Consider the following 22,897-nt stretch of genomic DNA (forward strand, 5'->3'; position numbering starts at 1 on the left):
TGGTGTTGATTGCCGGTGGTGGACCGCTGGCCCTACTTCAGGAAGTCGGGAACGTCCAAGTCGTCCGAGTGACGGCCGGAGAGGTCCGGCTCGATGACGGAGGGCAGGTCGACGTCGAATCCCGAGTCAGCCGGCACGGCCGAGGGGCGCTGCTGGCCCCAGTTGCTGAGCCCGGACGCGCCGACCCCGGCGTGCAGCGGCTGGACCGGCGCCGAGGCGGGAGCCTGGGCCGGAGCCGGTGCGGGCGAGGTCGGACGCACCGGAGCGGGCTGGGACTGGTCCATGGAGGGCGAGGTGGCCTTGACGTCGTCGAACCCGGCCGCGATCACGGTCACGCGGGCTTCATCGCCCAGGGCGTCGTCGATCACGGCGCCGAAGATGATGTTGGCCTCCGGGTGGGCGACTTCCTGGACCAGGCGGGCGGCTTCGTTGATTTCGAACAGGCCGAGGTCCGACCCGCCCTGGATGGACAGCAGGACACCGTGGGCACCGTCGATGGACGCTTCCAGCAGCGGGGAGGCGATGGCCAGTTCCGCGGCCTTCACGGCGCGGTCTTCGCCGCGGGCCGAGCCGATGCCCATCAGCGCGGAGCCTGCGCCCTGCATGACGGACTTGACGTCCGCGAAGTCGAGGTTGATCAGGCCCGGGGTGGTGATGAGGTCCGTGATGCCCTGGACACCGGACAGCAGGACCTGGTCGGCGGAGCGGAACGCGTCCAGCACCGAGACGTTCCGGTCGCTGATCGAGAGCAGCCGGTCGTTCGGGATGACGATCAGGGTGTCGACCTCGTCACGCAGGGCGTCGATGCCGGCCTCCGCGGAGCCGGCGCGCCGGCGGCCTTCGAAGGTGAACGGGCGGGTGACGACGCCGATGGTCAGTGCGCCCAGCGAACGGGCAATGCGGGCCACAACGGGCGCGCCGCCGGTGCCGGTGCCGCCGCCTTCGCCGGCGGTGACGAAGACCATGTCGGCGCCACGGATGACCTCTTCGATTTCGTCGGCGTGGTCCTCCGCAGCCTGCCGGCCGACCTCAGGATTCGCACCGGCGCCCAGGCCGCGGGTCAGCTCGCGTCCGACGTCGAGCTTGACGTCGGCGTCGGACATCAACAGCGCCTGCGCGTCGGTGTTGATGGCGATGAATTCGACGCCGCGGAGACCGACTTCGATCATGCGGTTGACTGCGTTCACGCCACCGCCGCCGATGCCGACGACCTTGATGACGGCCAAGTAATTCTGCGGAGCTGCCACGTTACGTGTCCCTTGTTCGTGTTCTGTTGCGAAAACTGATGGAGTCAAGCTTGAAGCTTGCAACCTTAACCTTCCAGTTGAAGGTTATAGTTATGTCAAGTAACTCATGTCTGTGACGCTATTTCCTATGCCGGGGACATTCAATAACCGGCACCGCGTGTCGCGGTAATACCGGGGAAATGCCTTCCGTTTCTGCCTTGCGGCAGCTTTTTGGTCCGTGCCGGATCCCGGCGGAAGCACCAGTTGCACTATCGCCCGGAGCATCGCGGATGTAAGTGATTCACGGCTATCGGGTGACCGGATGCCGCGGCACACTGACGTCGTAGACCCGGACCGGATTTTTGGGGTCCGCCGGAGCCTTCAACAACGCCGCAAGCACCTTCGCTTTCAGCTCCTTCTCCCCCGCGTTGCCCCACACGATGGTCTGCCCGTCCACGAGCTTGAGTTCCACCGCGTCGGCGGATTTGGCCGAGGCGTCGGAGAGCCTGGCGAGCACATCCGGGGGCAGCGCCCCAAGAACTGCCGTGACGGCGTGGAACAGGTCCTGGTTCAGGGCCCCGGCCCCCCCGTCAACGACCGGAAGCTTGACCGAGGCGGGGTCCGTGGCAGTGCCGAGGGTGACGCCGTCGACGTCCACCAGCTGGAACGCCTGGCCTTGTTTGAGGAGCGCCACCGGCACGCGCTCCACAATCTTCACCAGCAGGGTGGAGGGCGGGCGCGCCTGGGTGGTGACAGCCTTGACCTGGACCAGGGGCTGCAGCAACCCGCTGACCTGCTCATCGCTGATTTGCGGCAGCGGCTTGCCCTGAAGCGGCGCCAAGGCTGCCTTGATCTGCTCCGGGGTGAGCATCCGGGTGCCCTCCACGGAGACCGTCTGGACGGCCAGCCAGGGCGAGTAGATGGCCGCCGCCACGATTCCGGCGAGGAGCGCCACGATCACCCCGGCCGTGCTGAGCACGATCCGGCGGCGCCGCTTGGCTTTGGGTTCGGGGAAGGACAGTACGTTGCCGCGCTGTGTCTCCGGCGTGGCGGGCCCGCCCTGGCCCGCACCGGCCGGCGTCTGGGTTGTTGGAGCCGGGGTGGCGGAATCTTCTTTCGACGCCGAGATGACGTCCGGCAGCCCGCGGGAGGGATAGCTGGGACGGCGGGTACTAGCCATCCTGTGCCTCGGTCCTCAGCGCCTCGACGATCAGCGGTCCGTAGGCCGTGACATCTCCGGCGCCGGCCGTGAGCACGATGTCCCCCGGCGCCGCGGCCTCGAGCACGGCCCGGACGGCTTCCTCGCCGGGGCCCACGAGCCGGCCGCTGGAGCCCAGGTGGTCGGCGATGAGCTGGCTGGTGACACCCGGGATGGGGTCTTCCCGGGCCGGATAGATGTCCAGCACCAGGGCAGTGTCCGCGGCATTCAGGGCCGCCGCGAACTCGTGCGCGAATTCCCGGGTGCGGGAAAACAGGTGCGGCTGGAACAGCACGTGGACCCGGTGTTCGCCGGCCACCGAGCGGGCCGCGGCGAGGGCGGCTCGGACCTCGGTGGGATGGTGGGCGTAATCGTCGTACACCCGCACGCCGCCAACCTCGCCCTTGAATTCGAAGCGGCGCGCGGCGCCGGAGAAGTTCGCCAGCGCGCCGGCCGCCGCCTCTGGCGCGACGCCGAGTTCCGTCGCCACTGCGAAGGCCGCGGCGGCATTCAGGGCGTTGTGCCGGCCCGGCACCTGGAGTTCGACGGCGAAGCGTCCGGCCGGGGTGGTGATCCAGACGTCGCCGGGGCCGCCGTCATGCAGCTTCACGTCAGCGTCCTCGGCCGTCCCGTAGAGGACGACCCGAGTGTTGTTCCGGTCCCGGGTGCGCAGCGCGAGGGCGCGGGCGCCGTCGTCGTCCGCGCAGGCCACCAGCAGGCCGTCCGCGGGAAGCAGGGCGGTGAACCGGTCGAATGAGGCATAGACCGCTTCCGCGGTGCCGTAGTGGTCCAGGTGGTCGGGTTCGACGTTGGTCACAACGGCGATCTGCGGGCGGTAGTTCAGGAACGAGCCATCCGACTCGTCGGCTTCCGCAATGAAGACCGGGGACGTCCCGGAGGCCGCGTTGACGCCGAGGGCGGGCACGTTGGCGCCGATGGCGAAGGACGGGTCCAGCCCGGCGCCCTGCAAGAGCACCGTGATCATCGAGGTCGTGGTGGATTTGCCGTGCGTCCCGGCGACCGTGACGGCCGTGTCCTGCGCCATCGTCGCGGCCAGGGCCTCGGAACGGTGCAGCACAGGCAGTCCGGCGGCGTGGGCGGCGGTCAGCTCGGGGTTGTCCTGGCGAATGGCCGACCCGGCGACGACGGTCTGGGCATCGCCGAGGTTCGCCGCGTCGTAGCCGACCGCGATCCTGGCGCCAGCCGCGGCCAACTCGGCCATGACCGGAAGGTCCTTGGCGTCGGAGCCGCTCACCGGCAGGCCCCGGGCCACCATGATGCGCGCGACGGCGGACATCCCCACCCCGCCGATGCCGATGAAGTGCACGCGGCCCAGCGATTCCTGGGTGCGGGCCGCCGGCGGAGTGCCGTTCTGGGCCTGGGTCATTGCTTTACCGCTTCCTGCCTGCTGTTCGATGTCACTGCCGTTCAAAGCTGCTGCTGTTCAGCGTTGGCGCTGTTCAAAGGTCCTGCTGTTCCGCGGTGCTCCGCTAGTGGCCGGGCGCGGCCTGCGTGGCCTGCGCTGATTGCGCGGCCTCGAGGACCAGGGCGGCCATCCGCCGGTCGGCGTCCCGGATGCCCAGCTGTTCGGCTTCGGCCGCCATCCGGTCCAGCCGGGCTCCGTCGCCGAGCAGCGGGATGATGTTGGCGCTGACCCAGCCGGCGTCGAACGCGGCGTCCTCGACCAGGACTGCGGCGCCGGCGTTGACCAGGCCCGCCGCGTTCAGCGCCTGTTCCCCGTTGCCGATCGGCAGCGGGACGAAGACGGCCGGAACGCCGACGGCGGCGACCTCGCACACGGTGGCGGCACCGGAGCGTGCCAGCAGCAGGTCCGCGGCGGCGTAGGCCAGCTCCATGCCGTCCACGTACTCGACCTGGCGGTAGCCGGGCGCGGCCAGCAGTTTGCCCTGCGCGTCATGGACGGTCTTGCCGCGTCCGGTGATGTGCAGGGTCTGGATGCCCGCGTCGGCCAGCGCGGCGACGGACGCGGCGATGGCACGGTTGATGCTTTGCGCCCCGGACGAGCCGCCGGTGACAATCAGCGTGGGTTTGTGCTGTTCCAGTCCGAGCGCGGTGCGTGCGGCCGCCCGGGCAGTAGTCCGGTCGAGGCCCGAGATTTCGCGCCGCATGGGCATGCCGACATGCCGGGCCCCGCGGATCCTGGTCTCCGCGAACGCCACGGCGACGTAACGGCTCAGCCGGGCGCCGACCCGGTTCGCGAGCCCGGCCCGGGTGTTTGCCTCATGCACCACGATGGGGATCTTGCGGCGCCAGGCGGCAAGGTACAGCGGGGTGCAGACGTAGCCGCCGACGCCCACGAGGACGTCCGCGCCGGCTTCGTCCAGGATGGTGCCGGCCTGCCGCACGGCGCCGGCGAGCTTGCCCGGAAGCCTGAGCAGCTCGAGCGAGGGTTTGCGCGGAAACGGCACGCGGCTGACGGTGGCCAGGTCCAGTCCGGCGGCCGGAACCAGCCGGCTCTCCATCCCGCCCGGAGTACCCACGGCCAGCAGCCGGGCCTCGGGACGGACCTCCAGGATGGCGTTGGCGATGGCCAGCAGGGGGCTGATGTGCCCCGCGGTGCCGCCGCCGGCGAGGACGACGGACAGGGACGAGTCGGTCTTCATGGGGCTAGCTGCGCTTTCGTGCGGGGTTCTTGGGGGCGGGGGTCCTGGCACCGGGCTTCCGGCCCGCGGGGCTTCCGGCCGCGGAGCTTCCGGCCGGGGTACGGGCGGCACGGGCCTTGGCCGGTGCTGCCGTCGCCGCCGGCGCGGGGGGTGCATCGGCCGGACGCTGGGCTCCCCTCCGGGCAACCGCCTGCTTGCGGAGGACTTTGGTGAACCCGGCGGGCCCGAACTTGAACAGCCCCTTCGGCTGCATGTTCGGTTCCATCTGTGCCCGGGCCAAGGACAACACTACGCCGACGGCGCAGAGCGACATCAGCAGGGCCGAGCCGCCATAGGAAATGAAGGGCAACGGAACACCCACCACGGGGAGCAGTCCGGTGACCACGGCCATGTTGACGGTGGCCTGGCCGAGCAGCCACACCATGATCGCACCCGCAAGGACGCGGTGGAACAAGTCCTGCTGAGCCACCACCACGCGGTACATGGCCGTGCCCAGGATGGCGAACAGGACCAGGACAACGGTGGTCCCGATCAGGCCGAGCTCTTCGCCGATGATGGCAAAGATGAAGTCGTTGTGGGCTTCCGGAATCCAGCTGTACTTCTGCCGGCTCTGGCCCAGTCCGACGCCGAACCAGCCGCCGGACGCCAGCCCGTAAAGACCGTTGGTGGATTGGTAGTTCAGGTCGGATCCGTCGGCGCAGGTCTGCCCGGTCCAGGACAGGATGCGGCACATCCGGTTGGGGCTCGTGATCGCCAAGAAGGCCGTGCCGACCGCCAGCACCGTGCCGGCGATGCCGAACAGGTAAAGCCGCACGCCGGCAAAGAATAATCCGGCAGCCAAGATCATCATGACGATCATGGCCGTGCCAAGATCGTTTCCAGCGAGGATCAGCACCAGGATCGCAGCGGCTCCGGGGATGACTACCGGGACCAGGACATGCCGCCAATTGCCGAGGAGCTTGGCCTTTCGGTTTAGCACCGTCGCCATCCAGAGTGCCAGCGCGAGCTTTGCCGCTTCCGAGGGCTGGAAAGTGAACGGCCCGACGTCGATCCAGTTCTGGTTGCCTAGCGCGCTGCGTCCGATCAGGAGCACCAGCCCCAAAAGAACGACCGCCAGGACGATGGCCGGCCAGGCGAGGCGTTTCAGCCACACCACGTTGACGCGCGACAGCACGAACATCACAAAGACGCCGATGGCGGCAAAGAGCCCCTGCTTGAGGGCAGCGGAATAGGGTGACTCCCCCGCGGCGATCGCCTCCACGCTGGAGGCGGACAGCACCATCATGATGCCGATCGCGGTCAGTGCGAGGGTGGATCCGAGGATCAGGTAATACGTGGAGCCGTTCCGGGACTTCCCGGTGCCCTCCAGGGCGGACCAGAAGCCGCGGTACCAGCCGCGGACGCGGTCCGCCGGCCGTGGTCCGGCGGGAGGCGATGCCGTGCCGGCCGGTTTGCTGCCTGGTTTACTGCCCGGTTTGCTGCCTGGGGCAGGGGGCCGTGCCGCCGTGGGACGGGTGGGCGTGCTGACCATTACTACTCCTCGGTGGTCTGAGCCTGCCCTTCCACGAGCTCGCGGACAGCTTCGATAAAGGCGTCGCCACGGTGAGCATAGGAAGAGAACTGATCCATGGACGCAGCTGCCGGGGCCAGGAGCACAGTGTCCCCGGAGGTGGCCAGCTGTGCCGCTGACGCCACGGCCCGTGCCATCACAGTCTCGCCGAAAATCGGCGAGGGGCCTGCGTCGGCGTGGGCAGTTCCGGCAGTCTGCACCTCTTCAGTGTCGCCCTTTGCGTGGCCGATTACGGGGACATCCGGCGCGTGTCGCTGGAGCGAGGCCAGCAGGTCCGACGAGTCCGCCCCGATCAGCACGACGGCCTTGAGACGCCGGGCGTTGTCCCGGATCAATGCGTCGTAATTCACACCCTTGGACAGGCCCCCGGCGATCCACACCACGTTCTCGAAAGCCGAGAGCGAGGCCGACGCGGCGTGCGGGTTGGTGGCCTTCGAATCGTTGATCCAGAGCACGCCCTCATGGCGGGCCACCGGCTGGATACGGTGGTCCCCGGGCAGGTAGTTCTGCAGGCCTTGGCGGACGGCGGACGGCTCCACGCCGTAGGCGCGCACCAGGGCGGCAGCGGCGAGGGCGTTAGCCACCATGTGCCGTGGCGCCACCGGCCCGAGGTCGGTCATCGCGGCCAGTTCGGCGGCGCTGTCCTTCCGCTCGGGGATGAAAGCCCGGTCCACGAGCAAGCCCTCGACCACGCCCAGCATGCTGACGGCCGGGGTGACCGTGGTGAAGCCCACCGCGCGGCAGCCCTCCACGACGTCGGCGTCCTCCACCATGCGCTCGGTCTCGATCTGTTCGGCGTTGTAGATGCACGCCTTCTGGGTCCGTTCGTAGACTTTGGCTTTGTCCGCGAGGTACGAGTCGTAGGAGCCGTGCCAGTCGACGTGGTCTTCGGCTACGTTAAGGCACACACTGGCCACCGGGGACACCGAATGGCTCCAGTGCAGCTGGAAGCTGGAGAGCTCGACGGCGAAGACGTCGTAGTCCACCGGGTCGCGGAGGGCGTCCAGGATAGGGGTCCCGACGTTGCCGACGGCGATTGCCTTGAGCCCGGCGGCCTGCAGCATGGATTCGGTCAGGCCGACCGTTGTGGTCTTGCCGTTGGTGCCGGTGATGGTGAGCCAGTCCGCGGTCTTGCGGCCTTGGCGTTCGCGCACGCGCCAGGCGAGTTCAACGTCGCCCCAGATGGGGATGTGGGCCCGGGCGGCCGCGGCGAGCAGCGCCTGGTCCGGGCGCCAGCCTGGCGAGGTGACAATGAGTTCGGGCTTTTCGCCGTCGATCTTCGGCACCGCGGTGACCGCGTCCTCGCCCAGCAACACCGCGGCGGCCCCGACAATCCGGAGCGTGTCCGCCTGGGCCCGCGCCTTGGCGCTGTCCGCAGCTTCCACCACGACCACCCGGGCGCCGAGTTCAATCAGGGTGTCGGCAGCTGCGAAACCGGAGATACCGATGCCGGTCACGACGACGCGGAGCCCGGACCAGTCCGAATCCCAGCTCGTGAGGGTGTCGAGCCTGGGCGAGGTGGCCAGCGGCTCGGGAATCGTTCCGCTCACAGCAGCACCACCCATTCGGCGTAGAAGATGCCCAGGCCGGCGGCCACGAAGAGTCCGCAGAGGATCCAGAAGCGGACCACGACGGTCACTTCGGCCCAGCCCTTCAGTTCGAAGTGGTGCTGCAGCGGGGCCATCTTGAAGAACCGTTTGCCCTTGGTGATCTTGAAGTAGCCCACCTGGATGATGACCGAGAGGGTGATCAGGACGAAGAGGCCGCCGATGAAGGCGAGCAGCAGTTCGGTCCGGGAGAGGATCGCGAAGCCGGCGACGGCGCCGCCGATGGCCAGCGAGCCGGTGTCGCCCATAAAGATCTTCGCCGGCGAGGTGTTCCACCAGAGGAAGCCGACCAGCGCTGCGCTGAGGATGGCGGCGAGAAGCGCGAGGTCCAGCGGATCGCGGACGGTGTAGCAGCCGCTGCCGGCCTGCCGGGGCGAGCCGCAGGACTGGTTGCTCTGCCAGATGCCGATCAGGGTGTACGCGCCGAACACCATCACGGAGGCGCCGGCGGCCAGGCCGTCCAGCCCGTCGGTGAGGTTCACCCCGTTGGTGGCGGCGGTGACGATGAGGTTGGACCAGAGCACGAACAGGATCGCGCCCACCACGGTGCCGCCGAACGCGAGGTTCAGCCATGGGATGTCCCGGACCAGGGAGATCTGGTACGACGCCGGGGTGACGTGGTTCTCGTCCGGGAACTGGAGCGCGAGGACCGCGAAGATGATGCCGACCGCGGCCTGCAGGATGAGTTTGGCTTTGGCGTTGAGGCCCAGGCTGCGCTGCGCGGAGATCTTGATGAAGTCGTCCAGGAAGCCCACGAGCCCCATGCCGACCATCAGGAAGAGCAGCAGCAGGGCCGAGGCGGACGGCCCCGGCGAGAGCGGGTTCATCATCCACATGATGAGGTGGGTGATGCCATAGCTGGCGAGCACTGCGGCGACCACGACGGTGCCGCCCATGGTGGGCGTACCGCGTTTGGTGTGGTGCGAAGTGGGTCCGTCGTCCCGGATGAATTGCCCGTAGCTCTTGTGGACCAGGAACCGGATGAAGAGCGGGGTGCCCAGGAAGGAGAGCAGCAGGGCCAGCCCGGAGCCCATCAGCAGTGCGATCACGGCAGCGGGCTCCCTTCAGTGGCGGTTGCGGATAATGCTATCCGATCCCCCAGATGGCGCAGGCCGATGCTGTTGGATGACTTGAAGAGGACCAGGTCGCCGGGCTCCAACGCGGAGCGAAGGATCTCGTACGCCTCGTCAACGGTCTCGGCGAAGAGGCATTCGTCGCCCCAGGACCCCTCGTTGACAGCAGAGACGTACAGGGCGCGGGCCTCGCGTCCGATCACCAGCAGTCGGGAGATGTTGAGCCGGACCACCTGGGTGCCGACGGCGGTGTGCTCGCGGATGGAATCCTCGCCGAGTTCCAGCATGGCCCCGAGCACTGCCCAGGTCCGGCGGCCTCGGCCCAGGTCGGCGAGGGTCCGCAGGGCGGCCCGCATGGACTCCGGGTTGGCGTTGTAAGCGTCGTTGATGATGGTCACGCCGTCGGGCCGCTCGGTGCGTTCCATCCGCCAGCGGCTGGCAGCCGACTGGGCGCTGAGGGAGGCTGCGATCTGCTCGCCGGGGATGCCGGCGGCGTGGGCGGCCCCGGCAGCAGCAAGCAGGTTGGCCACGTGGTGGGCGCCGATCAGCTGGGATGCCACGTGGTGGCGGTCGCCGCCGGGAAGGCGGAGCTCGAACTCGGGGTTGCCCCCGGCGTTCAGTTCAACGTCTTCGGCCAGGACCGGGGCCGACTGGCCGGCCTTGTCCGGCTGGGCGGAGAACCCCAGGACCGTCGCCCTGGTGCGGCTCGCCATGGCCGACACGCGGGCGTCGTCCAGGTTCAGCACTGCCGTGCCCTCGGCGGGAAGTGCTTCGACCAGTTCGCCCTTGGCCACGGCGATGTTCTCGACGCCGCCGAATTCGCCGGCGTGGGCCGTGCCGACGCCAAGCACCACTCCGATATCGGGGCGGACCAGTTCCGCGAGGTAACGGATGTGGCCGACGCCGGTGGCGCCCATCTCGATCACGAGGTAGCGGGTGTCGAAGCCGGCTTTGAAGACGGTCAGCGGCACGCCGACCTCGCCGTTGTAGGAGCCCTGTGGCGACACCGTTTCGCCGTGTCCGGCCAGGATCCCGGCCAGCAAATCCTTCGTGGTGGTCTTCCCCGCGGATCCGGTGATGCCGATGACGGTGAATGCCTGGCCGGCGTCGGCCCGGCGGGCACGGATCCGGCGGACCGCTTCGGCGGCCAGCGCACCCATTGCCAGCACGGAGTCCTCGACAACGACCGCCGGGTAGGGCTGTCCGGCGGCGTCAGCAACGTCGTGTTGCACGAGGGCCAACACGGCTCCGCGGTCGAAGGCGGCGGCCACGAAATCGTGCCCGTCGGCGGTTTCCCCCGGTTTGGCCACGTAAAGGGAACCCGCCGTGGCTTCGCGGGAGTCGGTCACCACAGAGCCGGGCGTGAGGCCCGGATCTGCGGCCAGCCGGCCGTGGGTAATTTCGGCGATTTCCGCCGCGGTAAATGCAATCATCTCGGTTTAGGACTCTATCCGCTGGTCATCGAGAATGGTGAATCCTCGAGCTGTCAAGGCTGACCGCAGCTCCACCCGGTCGTCGAGGGCAAGGTTGACGCCCTTGACCTCCTGCCAGACCTCGTGGCCGCGGCCAGCCACCAAAATGGTGTCCTGCGGACCCGCGAACTCCACGGCCTTGCGGATGGCGGCGTCGCGGGGAAAGACCTCAAGGACGGTGCAGCCGAGGCCCTCGCCGGCTTTGGCCTCGAGGGCGCCCGCCATCACGTCGGCGCGGATGGCTGCGGCGTCCTCGTCGTGCGGGTCGTCGTCGCTGACGATCACGACGTCGGCGAGCCGGGCGGCAATGGCCCCCATGGCGGGCCGTTTGCTGTGGTCGCGCTGACCGGTGGCGCCGAAGACGATGATCACCTTGGAGCCCGGTTCCGGGGAGCGCACGGCTTCGAGCGCACGTTCGAGGGCGTCCGGGTTGTGCGCGAAGTCGACGACGGCGGCGGGGGCCGTCGCGACCAGCTGCATGCGCCCCGGAACCGCCACCGTGAACGGATCCGCACTGTCCAGCGCGGCCTGTACCTCGGCCACGCCGGTGCCGCCGGCGAGGACCATGACGGTGGCCAGCGCGGCGTTGGCGACGTTGAAGCTGCCGGGCAACCCGGTGTGCACCCGCAGTTCGGTCCCGTCCCGGTGCCGGAGGCCGAATTCTGTGCCGAGCCCGCGCGGCCGCGGATGGACGACGGTCCAGTCCGCGGCCGCCCCGCCCGCTGCGGGAGTGCCCGAGATGGTGCCGGCCGGAGCGGTTGCTGCCGTGGCAAGGGTGGTGACCGGGATGTCGGCGGCGGCGGCCAGCTTTTGGCCCCATTCATCGTCGACGGTCACAACGGCCGCCCGGGCGCGCCCAGACGTGAAGAGCCGGGCCTTCGTCTCGAAGTACTCCGTCATGGTGCCGTGCAGGTCCAGGTGGTCCTGGGTCAGGTTGGTAAAGCCGGCGACGTCGAACACCACACCGTCAACCCGGTGGAACGAGATGGCGTGCGAGGAAACCTCCATCGAGGCGGCGTCGAGGCCGCGTTCGCGCATCAGCGCCAACAGGGCGTGCACGTCCGTAGACTCGGGGGTCGTGAGCAGGCTCGGGATCGCTTCGCCACCGGCCAGGATCTCGATGGTCCCGATCAGCCCGGTCTTCCGCCCGAGTCCCCGGAGCAGGGAGTTGATGAAGTACGTGGTGGTGGTCTTGCCGTTGGTCCCGGTAACGCCGTACAGGGCCGGGGCGGCCGCGTTGTCGGGCCGGCTCCGGTAGATCTGGGCGGAGAGGCGGCCCACCAGGCTGCGCGGCTCCTCGGCCAGCAGCACCGGGACCGAGATGTCGTTGGAGAAGGCCAGCAGGCGCGCGCCGGCGTCGTCCGTCAGCACCGCGACGGCGCCGGCGTCGACCGCCTGGGAGACGAAGTCCGCGCCGTGCCGGGTCGCGCCCGGCAGGGCAACGTACAGGTCACCGGGCTGGACGGCCCGGGAGTTCAGCGAGATCCCGGTGACCGGGACGGCAGCGGAGGCGCCGGGAACCACGACGCCGATCCACTCGCCAATGGATTCCAGCGGCACAGCGGCAACCGTCGCGGGCCGGAAAGCCGCGCTGGAGTCCTGGCCGGTCGGCGCGGTAGCCGCATCCTGGGCATTGAGCTCTGACAAGGGGGTCTCCGTCGTGTGGTGCTTAGGCAGCTGGCGCCGTGCGCGGAGCATTGCCCGCACGCAGGCCCGGCTGCGTGAAACTGGTTGTTTCTGCTGACTCGTAGTGCTGGGTGTTACTTGGCGTACTGCGGCAGCCTGGCCGGCTCCCCCGTGGACGGCTGGACGTTGTAGGTGCGAAGCGTCTGGCCCATCACCGAGCGGAACACCGGTCCGTTGGTGATGCCGTAAATATTGCCCTTGGGCCGCTGCAGGACCACTTCAACAATAAACCGCGGATCGTCCATCGGCGCCATTCCCACCATCGAGGCGGTGAAGCCGCAGTACCCGGACTTTCCGTCATCGCACGGCGACTGGGACGTTCCGGTTTTGGCCCCGACCCGGTAGCCGTCGATCGCCGCTTCCTTGATCTCGCCCTCGGTCACTGCACTTTCCAGGATGTCGCGCACCTGCTTGGCGGTGTCCTTGGAGACGACCTGCCTGCTGTCCTTGGCGGGCACCTTTTCCTCGGTGCCGTCGGGGTTGACGTAGCTGTCGATCAGGCGGGGCTGGAGCATGACGCCGTCGTTGGCGATGCTCTGGTAGGCGCGGACTGTCTGCAACGTCGACTGGGCAACACCCTGGCCGAAGAGCACCGTGTACTCCTGCCGGCCGTCCCACTGGTCGGCCGGCGTCAGGATGCCCTTGGCCTCGGCGGGCAGGCCGATGTCCGGGGTTTCGCCGATGCCGAACTTCTGCAGCCAATCGTGCCGCTGGTCCTTGCTCAACCGCTGGCCCGCCATGACGGTGCCGGTGTTCATGGAGTACCCCAGGATGCCGGCCAGGGTGCGCTCCTCGGTGCCGTGCTCAAAAGCGTCGGTGAAATTCTGGCCGTCCACGGTGTAGGAAGGCGGGATCGTGAACCTGTCCAGCGGGCTGGACCTGCCCTCTTCGATGAGTGCCGCGGCCGTGATCATCTTCTCCACCGAACCCGGCTCATAGGCGGCGGTCACGGCACGGACGCCCCGGTCCTTGGCGTCCACCTTGCCGGGGGCGTTGGGGTCCGGAGCGTTGGTGTCCGCCATTGCCACGATGTTGCCGGTCTTGACGTCCGATACGACGATGACGCCCCATTCGGCGCTGAGCTTGTCCTTCTGGCTCTGGATGGCCTGCTGGGCGAAGTACTGCAGGTCGGAATTGAGCGTGAGCTTGATGTCCTTGCCGTTCACGGCCGGCGTGAACTGGTCCACGCCCACCGGGATCCGCAGCCCGTCGGCACCGATTTCGAAAAGCCGCTTCCCGGCCGTGCCCTTGAGCACATCGTCCTGGGTCTGTTCGAGCCCGGCCTGGCCGGTGGTGCCGTCCTTGAGGAAACCGACGATTCCGCCGGCCACGGAACCATTGGGGTAGACCCGTTTGCTGGTGCCCTCCGTGACGATGCCGGGGATTTGGAGCTTCGAAATTCGGTCTTCGACGTCGGGCCGGATGTCTTTCGCCACGATGTAGTAGCGCTGCTTGCCGGTCAACGCTTCCTTGAGGTCGTCCTTTTTCATCCCGAGGACGTTCGCGAGCTCTTCGATGCCCTGGTCGCGCGGGATTTTGACGATCGTGTCCTTGCCGTCGACCTGTTCGAGCCGCGGGAAGGATTCGGTTTTGGTGTTGACGGTCTGGTCCACGATGACGTTGTAGCGGATCACACTGCTGGCCAGCACCGTGCCGTGGGCGTCCAGGATGCTGCCACGCTCCGCTGGCAGCTCAATGGGCTTGAGCCTGTTCTTGAGCGCCGCCTCGGCCATGCCGCCGGCGTCGAGGCCCTGGACCAGGAACAGTTTTCCACCGACGACGAGCAGGAGCGAGAGCATGATGCCCAGCCCGAGCCGCAGCCGCCGCGTGGCGCTGGGCGTCTTGCCCGCGCGTGCCTTGCCGGTGTTCTGCGCCACGATGTTTCCTTGCTGCTTGGCCTGGCTGGTCGTTGGTCCCGTCGGCTATTTTCCGGGGATCTTCTGCGCAGGGGCCGGGATGGAGCCGCCGTGCAGGTTCACGGCGGGCGCGGGCGCCGGCGCCGGGACGGCCGGAACGGGAACCGCCGGTACCGCGGCGGCCGGCATACTCTCGGCTGGCTTGCGGTTGGCGAGCGGGTCCTTCGCCGAAGCTGCCGGAACCACGTTGACCTGGCCGGCCACGGCCGGCGCGGCAATCACGGCACCGGGTGTATCGCCCTTGACGGCCGGTTTGGCCTTTCCGGTCACCGCCAGGGTGGACAGGTCGATCTGGCCCTTGCTCGTGGAGGCCACCATGCCCAGCTCCGTGGCCTTGGCGGCCAGGTTCTGCGGGGCGTCGAAGTTTTGTACCTGCTGCGTGAGGTCCTGGTTCTGCTTGGCCAGGGTGGACTGCTTGGCCCGCAGCTCCACCAGCTGGTACTGCGCCGAGGAAACGGAGATGTTCAGGACCAGCACCGCCATCAGCGCCACTGCCAGGATCCCGAAGCACATCACGACGAAGGGCGCCCGGCGCTTGCGCGGGGCGGTGCGCACGACGGACAGCGGGGTGCGGGTCTTGCGGGCCGGCGCACCCGGCTGCAGCTCCGGCAGCGCACGGGCTGTGGCTGCGGTGGCAACGGGGAACCTGTTGACGGCGGCGGTGCTCATGCGACTCTCCTGGCTTTGATGCGTTCCACGGCGCGGAGCCTGGCGGAGGCGGCCCGTGGGTTTTCTGCGATTTCTGCTGCGGTGGGCACCTCGGTGCCCTTGGTCAGCGTCTTGAGTTCGGCCTTGTGTTCCTCAAGTTCCACCGGGAAGCCGAGCGGGGCCGAGGACTTGGAACCGGCCTGGAAGACGGCCTTGACGATCTTGTCCTCCAGCGAGTGATAGGACATGACAACAATGCGGCCGCCGACGGCGATAGAGGCCACGGCTGCCGGAATCGCGCGCTCCAGGACGTCGAGCTCCTCGTTGACCTCGATCCGGAGTGCCTGGAAGGTGCGTTTGGCCGGGTGGCCGCCGGTCTTGGCCGCGCCGGCGGGAACCACGGCGCGGATAGTCTCGACCAGTTCCCCGGTGGTGGTGAACGGCTTTTCGGCGCGGGCCGCCACGATCCGGTTGGCGATCCGGCCGGCGAACTTTTCCTCGCCCCACTTGCGGATGATCCGGACGAGGTCTTCTTCGCTGTAGTTGTTCACGACGTCGGCGGCGGTCTGGCCGCGGCTGGTGTCCATGCGCATGTCCAGCGGCGCGTCGAAGGAGTAGGCGAAGCCGCGTTCGCGCTCGTCCAGCTGCAGTGAGGAGACGCCCAGGTCCATCAGGATGCCGTGGACCTCGGTGAAGCCGAGGTCCTCGAGGACCTCCGGGATTTCGTCGTACACCGCGTGGACCAGGTCGATCCGTGAGGCGAAGGGCTTCAGCCGCTCCCCCGCCAGGGCGAGGGCTTCCTCGTCGCGGTCGATGCCGATCAGGTGCAGGTCGGGGAACCGCTGCAGCATGGCTTCGGAGTGTCCCCCCATGCCGAGGGTCGCGTCGACGACGACGGGCGTCTCGCCCCGGCGTCGGGCCGCCTCGAATCCCGGTGCCAACAAATTGATGCACCGATCCTTGAGGACCGGTACATGGCGTTCGGACGTAGGCTTCGCCTGGTTGGAGTCGTCGCTCATGCCTGCGTCCTTTCGTTGGAGGGGGTGCCTGTCGGGTGGTGCTGTGCTTCTTGGTCCAGATCCCCATCCGCGCCTACCCTGCGGCCCGCCTGGCTCCGGGGAAGTGAGCCAGGTGAACTGCCGGATGGGCGGCTGGAGATCTCGATCAAGAAGCGGGTGGTGCTGACGGTGCCGCCGGGCTTCAGAGAATTCCCGGGATGGCGTCGTCGGTTTCCGAGAAGGCGGTTTCCTTTTCGGCCAGGTACTCGTTCCAGGCTTGGGCGTCCCAAATCTCCGCCCGGGTGCCTGCGCCAATGACGGCCAGCTCCCTGCCGAGACCTGCGTATTCCCGGAGCGCCGGCGGAATCGTCACGCGCCCCTGCTTGTCAGGTACCTCGTCGGAGGCTCCAGAGAGGAAAACGCGGATGTAGTCACGAGCCTGCTTGGAGGAGATTGGAGCCTCCCGCATCTGTTCGTGAACCCGGCCGAATTCCGCCTCACTGAAGACGTAGATGCAACGTTCCTGGCCCCTTGTGAGAACCAGTCCGCTGGCAAGTTCCTCGCGGAACTTCGCTGGGAGGATGATTCGACCCTTTTCGTCCAGACGCGGCGAATGAGTGCCGAGAAACACGGCCCACCGCCTGTCTGTTGTAGGAAGTCCAACGTCCCCTGTGCTGCCACTACCCTCTTACGTCCTCCACATTACTCCACTTCACTCCCCCGTCAACGACATTCGGCGTGTTTTTGGGCAAATTTGGTGCATCTTTGACTCAAAAGTTCCTTGTGAATAAAGGAAAGCGAGAAAAGTGGTGCGCAGTGGAGGGAATTTCGGCTCCCCGGCGCCTGGCAGCCCCCAAGCTGCCCCCCACCGCTGACGTGGGCCCGGCTCGGCAGCGGTTGCTCCATACGTGCCCTTTTGGCGCCCCACAACGGCAACAACGGAGCAGCGGATGCGGGTTAGATGCGGGTTAAACGGCAAAAGACCCGCCGAAGCGGGTCTTGAGTTGCCTACCGGAGGCCTGGGTGGTGCGGAATGGAGCGGCGGCCCTGGCGGCCGAACGGAAACGCCCGGTCAGGAGTCCCCGCGGTGCCGTTCCTCCCAGCGCTCTTCAAGGTTGCTCATAAAGGAACTGCGCGGCTTGCCGGGCTTTCGGCCGGCGCCGGCAGCCCTGCCTCCCGAGTTGCGCATTGTCGCGAAATAGACGCCGGCACCCATCACAATGAAGCCCAGCACCCCGACGATGATGCTTTGCAACGAAACGCCCAGCAACAGCAACAGGATCCCTGCCAGGGCGCCAAGGACCCCAATGACCAGATGCCGGGTAGACCAGGAGCGACCCGGATCCGAGCCCATGGAACTGGCAAACTTGGGATCGTCCTCGTGCAGCTGCTTCTCAAGTTGCTCCAGCAACTTCTGTTCGTGCTCCGAGAGCGGCATCACGACCTCCTTAAGTCGGCCAACGTCCAGACTTGACGCGGCCCTTGTCCCTAAATCCCTAACGTCCGGGATTCCCGCCTGGTTCCCATTCCCCCGCCATTGGACGAAATGTGGATTCCGGGTTCCCCGAAAGGTGTTTAGTTGGCATGGCCGGCAGCCCGAACGTTTGATCCGGTCGTTCGAAATCTACGTATATCTAGGATAGTTTGTTGCGCCCTGTTCTGAAAGACGCTCCCACCGGCTTCGCGGCTCAGCCGGAGCCGCGCCCGGGGTCCAGCAAGCGGGCCGGGAGCACGGATTTGTTGCCGAACTTGCGGGTGACCCGGTCCAGGGCCTGCTCGGCGGCACGCCAGTTGTCATCCCTGCGGTCCAGACTGAGCTGCAGCGGCGCCTGGGCGGCCTCCTCGAGCTGCTCAGCCCGGATCCCGACGAGCCTGACCGTCATCGGCCGGTCGCCAACCGACTCCAGCAATTGCAGGGCGACGCCGTAGAGCAACTGCGCGCTGTCAATCGGGGTGCTGACCGTCCGGCTGCGGGTAATCGTGGAGAAGTCCGCGTAGCGCAGCTTCAGTGCAACGGTCCGGGCATGCATGCCGGCGCTCCGAAGCCGTTCCGCCGTCCGGTGCGAGAGCCGCAACAGCTCCCGGTGCAGCAGCGCGTCGTCGGCCGTGTCCACCGCAAAGGTCTCTTCCGCGCCGATGCTCTTTTCCAGCCGGACCGGCGTCACCGGCCGCGGGTCGATCCCCCACGACAGCCGGTAGACATGCTCCCCCGTGGCGCCGAGGATCTTCCGCAGCGACGGCAGCGGCGTCGCCGCGACATCCGCGACGGTCCGGATCCCCATCCGGGCGAGTACCTCGACCGTCTTCGCGCCGACCCCCCACAGCGCCCCGACCGGCAGGGTATGAAGGTAGGGCACGGTCTCCTCGGGGCCGATCAGCAACAGGCCGTCCGGCTTGCACCGCGTGGAGGCGATCTTGGCGACAAACTTGCTGGCGGCAATGCCCACTGACGCCGTGATGCCGAGCTCGCCGGCCACCCGGCGGCGGATCAGTTCGCCGATGTCCCGGGGTGGCCCGAGCCGCCGGATGGCGCCACCTACGTCGAGGAAGGCCTCATCAACGCTCAGCGGCTCCACCAGGTCCGTGACCGAGCCGAAGATGGCCATGATCTGGCCGGACACCTCGTAGTAAAGCTTGTGGCGCGGTTCAATGATGACGGCGGAAGGGCACATCCGGGCCGCGACAGCCATCGGCATCGCCGACTTGACGCCAAACTTGCGGGCCTCGTAGGAGGCCGACAGCACCACCGAGCGGTCCGCGGGATAGCCCACGATAACCGGCCGGCCTTTGAGTTCTGGCCGGCTGCGCAGTTCCACGGAGACAAAGAAGGCATCCATGTCCACGTGCAGGATGCTGCTGCGCCGGAGCTCGCGAAGGCCCGCTTCGCCGTACTGTTTTCCGCGCTGGTTCTCGCTCTCCGGCCCCACACATCAATCCTATGCGCAGGGACTGACTAAACTGGAGGCTGAATCCGGCATCAACACCAGGAGGAATGTCCGCGTGAAGGTTTTTGGAGCGCACAATCGTGCCGTCGCGGCTGTGGCCGCCGCAGGCGCCTTGCTGGCCCTGGCCGCTTGCAGCCCCGGACAGGGGGCGCCGGCAGCATCGTCTCCCGCGGCGTCGGCAGTAGCCACCACACAAGCCTCCACGACGGCCCCTCCGAGCCCGTCGGCCGAACCCGGCACCTCCGCGACCGTGGGCGCCCTCGTGGCGGGCTTCCCGCAGAAGCTGCTGCCGGTAATGCCCGGCGCCAAGGTGGAGTCAAGCAGTTTCGACAAGTCCGGGGCCCCGGCAACCGTGGCCCTTGTGGGGAAGATCACCTTACCGTCGGCCGGAGTTGTGGCGTTCTATACCAAGGAACTGGAGAACCAGGGCTTCAAGGCAGTGCCCGGCGAGACCGTCGGGGCGGTGGCTTCCAAGGACTTCCTTCGCGGCGACAATGAAACCGTGAACCTCGCCGTCGTGGAGGCCGCCGGTGTCTCCACCTTCACGATCGGTGCCAACGTCGCCGCTGAGTCCGTCAAGTGAGCCTGGCCGAACAACTCCGGGTTGAGCAGACGGAGTTCGTGGCAGCCGTGGCCGGCAAGCTGACAGACTTCCTGGTCGACCGCACCACGGTGATGTCCACCATCTCCCCGGACATCGACCCGCTGATGGGATCGATCTCCAACCTCGTCACGGGCGGCAAGCGCCTCCGAGCCCTGATGTGCTACTGGGGCTGGCGCGGTGCCGGCGGCGCCGCCGGCGCCGTCGAGGTGGTCACAGCAGGCTCGGCGCTCGAGCTGTTCCAGGCCGCGGCGCTGATCCACGACGACATCATTGACCGGTCCGACACCCGCCGCGGCGGCCCGAGCGTGCACCGCCGCTTCAGTGAACTCCACGCGAGCCAGGGCTGGGCCCTGGATCCGGAGCGCTTCGGCCACGCCGCCGCGATCCTGACCGGCGATCTGTGCCTGTCCTTCAGTGAGGAATCGTTCACGGAGATCGGCGACCGTGCGGCTTCCGGAAGCCGCGCGCGTCTCATCTTCAACCTGATGCGGGCCGAGGTTATGGCCGGGCAGTACCTCGACATCCTGGAAGAGGTGGCGGGGCCGCACCGGGACCGCGCCGGCGCCGTCAGCCGCGCCCAGTCCATCATCCGCTTCAAATCCGCCAAATACTCCACTGAGCACCCGCTGGCCCTCGGTGGCGCCCTGGCCGGGGCGCCGGACGAGCTGCTCCGCGGCTACTCGGCCTTTGCCCTCCCCCTGGGTGAGGCCTTCCAGCTCCGGGACGACGTGCTGGGCGTCTTCGGCGATCCCGTCACCACCGGGAAGCCGGCAGGCGATGACCTCCGTGAGGGCAAGCGTACGGTGCTCGTGGCCTTCGCCCTCGACCAGGCCGCTCCGGCCGAATCGGCTTTCATCGACGCCAAGCTTGGCAGCCCGGACCTGACCACCGGCGACGTCGAGGAAATCCGCCGCATCATCGTCGACTGCGGTGCGCTTCAGGCCACCGAGGTCTTGATCGAGGACTTCGGCCGGGCAGCTTTCGAGGCCCTGGAGCTGCTGCCCCTGGAGGAACTGCCCAAGACTGCGCTCCGCAAGCTGGCCGAGGCCGCGGTCAGCCGCACCGCCTAGCTCCGCGGCCCCACCGCCGCCCACTCCACAAGAGCGCGCGCACACAAAAGGCCGCGCACACAAAAGGCCGTGCACAACGCTTACGCGCCATGCACGGCCTGGGCCGCAGTGCTGTTACCAGGCCATGGTCTGGGCCCGGCGCCGGATCTCGGTCTTGCGCCCCTCGCGGAGGGCGTCGATCGGCCGGCCGCGCAGGGAGTCGTCCGGGGTAAAGAGCCAGGTGATGAGTTCCTCGTCCGAATAGCCGGCGTCCGAAAGCACAACGATCGTGCCCTTCAGGCTCTCCACGGCGTGACCGTCCTGGATGAACGCGGCCGGCACGGAGCGGATACGCCGGTCGCCGATCCGCACAGCTGCGAGAGCACGCTCGTCCAGCAAGGCATGAACCTTGGTGATGGACACGTCCAGCAGCTTTGCTACGTCGGGCAGGGGCAGCCATTCGCCTACAAGGCTTTCTACAGTACTCACGGATCAAGATTGCCACGCCGGACCGGATTGCGCCTAGTCAGCCACGATCGAATAGTGCGACCCCTTAGTACAACCGCCCACGGGCCGCCGCGCGGGCGCCCAACCGGCCGCCTTCATGCCACCGTTGGCGACACTCCAGCATGCCGGGTTTGCGGAATATCAAACAGTTCTTGTGCTATTTCACAATTCATGAGAGATTCGCATAGATCACATTTGTAACTGCAGTATCTTTAGTCACACTGGTAACACCAGTAACACCGGCCTGACTTGCAGCGTTCGCCGCTGAGAAGAGGATTTTTCCCATGACGACGTCACGTTCGCCGAAGCCCAACACGAGGCCAGGCCTCCCGCTGATCGCGGCGACGACGGCGGCCCTGCCTGCCGTCGTGCTGTCGTCGTTGGCGATCGCCCAGCCCGCAGCGGCCGAACCGCGCCCCCGCGCGATTCCGGCGACGCTCGCGGCGGCCATGAAGGCCCAGGCCCAGGGGCTGGCCGCCACTTCGCTGCCCTCGCTGCTGATTCCTGCGGCTTCCGTCCCGGCAACGATTCCCACCGCATTCCGCCCCGCACAGGTCTCCGCGCCGGCCGAATACACCATCGCGCGCGGCGACACGATCAGCGCGATCGCCGGCAAGTTCGGCCTGGACACCTATGCGATCCTCAAGCTGAACAACCTTCAGGCCAACACCGTGATCTACCCCGGCCAGAAGATTAGTCTCACCGGCTCCTCTCCCGCCCAGGCCGCACCTGCGACGCCGGCACCCGCGGCTCCGGCTGCCGTCCCGGCAACGGCCGGCGGGGCGGCCTACACCGTCAAGTCCGGCGATACCCTGAGCGCCATCGCCGCCCGCCACGGTATCGGGCTCTCCGAGGTGCTCACCTGGAATGGACTGAACATGCGCTCGGTGATCTACCCGGGCCAGCAGATCAAGGTCGGCGCCGGCGCGGCAGCGCCCGCCGCTCCTGCCCCCACGGCTCCGGCCGCCCCGTCTCCCGCCCCGGTCAGTTCCGGGTCCTACACCGTCAAGTCAGGCGACACCCTCTCCGGCATCGCCGCCAAGAACGGGGTCAAGCTCTCCGACATCCTGTCGGCGAACCAGCTGACCATGAGCAGCATCATCTACCCGGGCAACAAGCTGGTGATTCCCGGCTCAACCCCCGGCGCAATCAACCCGTCCTCGAGCCAGCCGCCCGCCACCGTGACCCCGCTCGTGCCCAGCACGTTCCTGGGTTTCAGCTACCCGGCGGCCGTCGTCGACTCGGCCAACCAGAACAAGGCGCTGCTCAACGCTTCGCCGGTTCCCAGCCGCGAACAGATGAAGCAAATCGTGGCCGACACCGCGCGCCGAATGGGCGTGGATCCCTCCCTGGCACTTGCCTTCGCCTTCCAGGAGTCCAGCTTCGACCACCGCTCGGTCTCCCCCGCCAACGCCATCGGCACCATGCAGGTGATTCCCTCCTCGGGCCAGTGGGCCTCGGACCTGGTAGGTCGGAAGCTGAACCTGCTGGACCCGTACGACAACGCCACGGCCGGCGTCGCGATCATCCGCCAGCTGGTCCGCACCAGCAAGGACCTGGACAACGCGATCGCGGGCTACTACCAGGGACAGTATTCGGTGAGCAAGAACGGTATGTACGACGACACGAAGGCCTACGTGGCATCGATCAAGAAGCTGCAGAAGCAGTTCAGCTAAACCGACAGCATCGCGCGGGGCTGAGCCCTCCGTCGCGTAACGATACGGGTCCGGATTGCATGTCAATCCGGACCCGTTTCCGTGCAGAGCTTAGGATC

General features: G+C 67.7%; 19 protein-coding genes. 3 read left to right on the top strand and 16 right to left on the bottom strand.

The window, feature by feature from the left end; translation table 11 throughout:
• Nucleotides 1-32: 32 nt before the first annotated feature.
• The 15 genes from ftsZ to dinB all read right to left on the bottom strand — a co-directional run bounded on the left by ftsZ (nucleotide 33) and on the right by dinB (nucleotide 18,945).
• Nucleotides 33-1,247 carry a cell division protein FtsZ gene (gene ftsZ / locus ACZ5Z0_RS03080; protein WP_464109841.1) on the bottom strand — a complete coding sequence of 405 codons (1,215 nt, stop codon included), beginning with the start codon at nucleotides 1,245-1,247 and terminating at the stop codon, nucleotides 33-35.
• A gap of 286 nt (nucleotides 1,248-1,533) precedes the next feature.
• Nucleotides 1,534-2,406: a cell division protein FtsQ/DivIB gene (locus ACZ5Z0_RS03085; RefSeq protein ID WP_464109842.1), complete on the bottom strand. Its 873-nt coding sequence runs from the start codon at nucleotides 2,404-2,406 to the stop codon at nucleotides 1,534-1,536.
• Complete coding sequence (murC, locus tag ACZ5Z0_RS03090; RefSeq protein WP_464109843.1) at nucleotides 2,399-3,811, bottom strand: UDP-N-acetylmuramate--L-alanine ligase; 1,413 nt, start codon at nucleotides 3,809-3,811, stop codon at nucleotides 2,399-2,401. The genes ACZ5Z0_RS03085 and murC overlap by 8 nt, the downstream gene beginning before the upstream one ends.
• A gap of 103 nt (nucleotides 3,812-3,914) precedes the next feature.
• On the bottom strand, nucleotides 3,915-5,048 hold the full coding sequence (gene murG / locus ACZ5Z0_RS03095) for an undecaprenyldiphospho-muramoylpentapeptide beta-N-acetylglucosaminyltransferase (RefSeq protein ID WP_464109844.1): 1,134 nt from the start codon (nucleotides 5,046-5,048) through the stop codon (nucleotides 3,915-3,917).
• 4 nt (nucleotides 5,049-5,052) lie between these two features.
• The gene (gene ftsW, locus ACZ5Z0_RS03100) at nucleotides 5,053-6,579 is read right to left on the bottom strand and encodes a putative lipid II flippase FtsW (protein WP_464109845.1); all 1,527 of its coding nucleotides are present in this window, start codon (nucleotides 6,577-6,579) and stop codon (nucleotides 5,053-5,055) included.
• Nucleotides 6,580-6,581: 2 nt separating this feature from the next.
• Complete coding sequence (murD, locus tag ACZ5Z0_RS03105; protein ID WP_464109846.1) at nucleotides 6,582-8,183, bottom strand: UDP-N-acetylmuramoyl-L-alanine--D-glutamate ligase; 1,602 nt, start codon at nucleotides 8,181-8,183, stop codon at nucleotides 6,582-6,584.
• Entirely contained in the window at nucleotides 8,165-9,274 is a 1,110-nt protein-coding gene (gene mraY / locus ACZ5Z0_RS03110) for a phospho-N-acetylmuramoyl-pentapeptide-transferase (protein ID WP_464109847.1), read from the bottom strand. The genes murD and mraY overlap by 19 nt, the downstream gene beginning before the upstream one ends.
• Nucleotides 9,271-10,731 (bottom strand): UDP-N-acetylmuramoyl-tripeptide--D-alanyl-D-alanine ligase, encoded by a 1,461-nt coding sequence (locus ACZ5Z0_RS03115; protein WP_464109848.1) that lies wholly within the window; start codon nucleotides 10,729-10,731, stop codon nucleotides 9,271-9,273. The genes mraY and ACZ5Z0_RS03115 overlap by 4 nt, the downstream gene beginning before the upstream one ends.
• A 6-nt stretch (nucleotides 10,732-10,737) precedes the next feature.
• The gene (locus ACZ5Z0_RS03120; RefSeq protein WP_464109849.1) at nucleotides 10,738-12,417 is read right to left on the bottom strand and encodes a UDP-N-acetylmuramoyl-L-alanyl-D-glutamate--2,6-diaminopimelate ligase; all 1,680 of its coding nucleotides are present in this window, start codon (nucleotides 12,415-12,417) and stop codon (nucleotides 10,738-10,740) included.
• A gap of 113 nt (nucleotides 12,418-12,530) precedes the next feature.
• Complete coding sequence (locus tag ACZ5Z0_RS03125; RefSeq protein ID WP_464109850.1) at nucleotides 12,531-14,333, bottom strand: peptidoglycan D,D-transpeptidase FtsI family protein; 1,803 nt, start codon at nucleotides 14,331-14,333, stop codon at nucleotides 12,531-12,533.
• A gap of 45 nt (nucleotides 14,334-14,378) precedes the next feature.
• Entirely contained in the window at nucleotides 14,379-15,041 is a 663-nt protein-coding gene (gene ftsL / locus ACZ5Z0_RS03130; RefSeq protein WP_464109851.1) for a cell division protein FtsL, read from the bottom strand.
• Nucleotides 15,038-16,039 carry a 16S rRNA (cytosine(1402)-N(4))-methyltransferase RsmH gene (rsmH, locus tag ACZ5Z0_RS03135; protein ID WP_464109852.1) on the bottom strand — a complete coding sequence of 334 codons (1,002 nt, stop codon included), beginning with the start codon at nucleotides 16,037-16,039 and terminating at the stop codon, nucleotides 15,038-15,040. Before rsmH ends, ftsL begins: the two co-directional genes overlap by 4 nt.
• 181 nt (nucleotides 16,040-16,220) lie before the next feature.
• A complete protein-coding gene (gene mraZ / locus ACZ5Z0_RS03140; protein WP_138769645.1) occupies nucleotides 16,221-16,649 on the bottom strand; it encodes a division/cell wall cluster transcriptional repressor MraZ in 429 nt (142 codons plus the stop codon).
• 441 nt (nucleotides 16,650-17,090) lie between these two features.
• Nucleotides 17,091-17,456, bottom strand: coding sequence for a DUF3040 domain-containing protein (locus ACZ5Z0_RS03145; protein WP_464109853.1), 366 nt, complete (start codon nucleotides 17,454-17,456; stop codon nucleotides 17,091-17,093).
• A gap of 250 nt (nucleotides 17,457-17,706) precedes the next feature.
• Entirely contained in the window at nucleotides 17,707-18,945 is a 1,239-nt protein-coding gene (gene dinB, locus ACZ5Z0_RS03150) for a DNA polymerase IV (protein WP_464109854.1), read from the bottom strand.
• Between the two features lie 73 nt (nucleotides 18,946-19,018).
• On the opposite strand from dinB, the gene ACZ5Z0_RS03155 reads away from it, so the two are divergent.
• Nucleotides 19,019-19,546 (top strand): hypothetical protein, encoded by a 528-nt coding sequence (locus ACZ5Z0_RS03155; protein ID WP_464109855.1) that lies wholly within the window; start codon nucleotides 19,019-19,021, stop codon nucleotides 19,544-19,546.
• On the top strand, nucleotides 19,543-20,637 hold the full coding sequence (locus tag ACZ5Z0_RS03160; RefSeq protein ID WP_464109856.1) for a polyprenyl synthetase family protein: 1,095 nt from the start codon (nucleotides 19,543-19,545) through the stop codon (nucleotides 20,635-20,637). The genes ACZ5Z0_RS03155 and ACZ5Z0_RS03160 overlap by 4 nt, the downstream gene beginning before the upstream one ends.
• A gap of 114 nt (nucleotides 20,638-20,751) precedes the next feature.
• On the opposite strand, the gene ACZ5Z0_RS03165 is transcribed toward ACZ5Z0_RS03160, so the two are convergent.
• Complete coding sequence (locus tag ACZ5Z0_RS03165) at nucleotides 20,752-21,105, bottom strand: Rv2175c family DNA-binding protein (RefSeq protein ID WP_138769649.1); 354 nt, start codon at nucleotides 21,103-21,105, stop codon at nucleotides 20,752-20,754.
• Between the two features lie 302 nt (nucleotides 21,106-21,407).
• Here ACZ5Z0_RS03165 and ACZ5Z0_RS03170 point away from each other — a divergent pair, with 302 nt between their 5' ends.
• Nucleotides 21,408-22,799, top strand: coding sequence for a lytic transglycosylase (locus ACZ5Z0_RS03170; RefSeq protein WP_464109857.1), 1,392 nt, complete (start codon nucleotides 21,408-21,410; stop codon nucleotides 22,797-22,799).
• Nucleotides 22,800-22,897 lie beyond the last annotated feature (98 nt).

This window comes from Arthrobacter sp. T2-23 (genome assembly GCF_055398325.1).

Excerpts from the sequence above, each read along its gene's own strand:
- ACZ5Z0_RS03085 (WP_464109842.1), bottom strand. The coding sequence starts at position 2,406 with ATGGCTAGTACCCGCCGTCCCAGCTATCCCTCCCGCGGGCTGCCGGAC.
- murC (WP_464109843.1), bottom strand. The coding sequence starts at position 3,811 with ATGACCCAGGCCCAGAACGGCACTCCGCCGGCGGCCCGCACCCAGGAA.
- murG (WP_464109844.1), bottom strand. The coding sequence starts at position 5,048 with ATGAAGACCGACTCGTCCCTGTCCGTCGTCCTCGCCGGCGGCGGCACC.
- ftsW (WP_464109845.1), bottom strand. The coding sequence starts at position 6,579 with ATGGTCAGCACGCCCACCCGTCCCACGGCGGCACGGCCCCCTGCCCCA.
- murD (WP_464109846.1), bottom strand. The coding sequence starts at position 8,183 with ATGGGTGGTGCTGCTGTGAGCGGAACGATTCCCGAGCCGCTGGCCACC.
- ACZ5Z0_RS03115 (WP_464109848.1), bottom strand. The coding sequence starts at position 10,731 with ATGATTGCATTTACCGCGGCGGAAATCGCCGAAATTACCCACGGCCGG.
- ftsL (WP_464109851.1), bottom strand. The coding sequence starts at position 15,041 with ATGAGCACCGCCGCCGTCAACAGGTTCCCCGTTGCCACCGCAGCCACA.
- rsmH (WP_464109852.1), bottom strand. The coding sequence starts at position 16,039 with ATGAGCGACGACTCCAACCAGGCGAAGCCTACGTCCGAACGCCATGTA.
- ACZ5Z0_RS03145 (WP_464109853.1), bottom strand. The coding sequence starts at position 17,456 with ATGCCGCTCTCGGAGCACGAACAGAAGTTGCTGGAGCAACTTGAGAAG.
- ACZ5Z0_RS03170 (WP_464109857.1), top strand. The coding sequence starts at position 21,408 with ATGACGACGTCACGTTCGCCGAAGCCCAACACGAGGCCAGGCCTCCCG.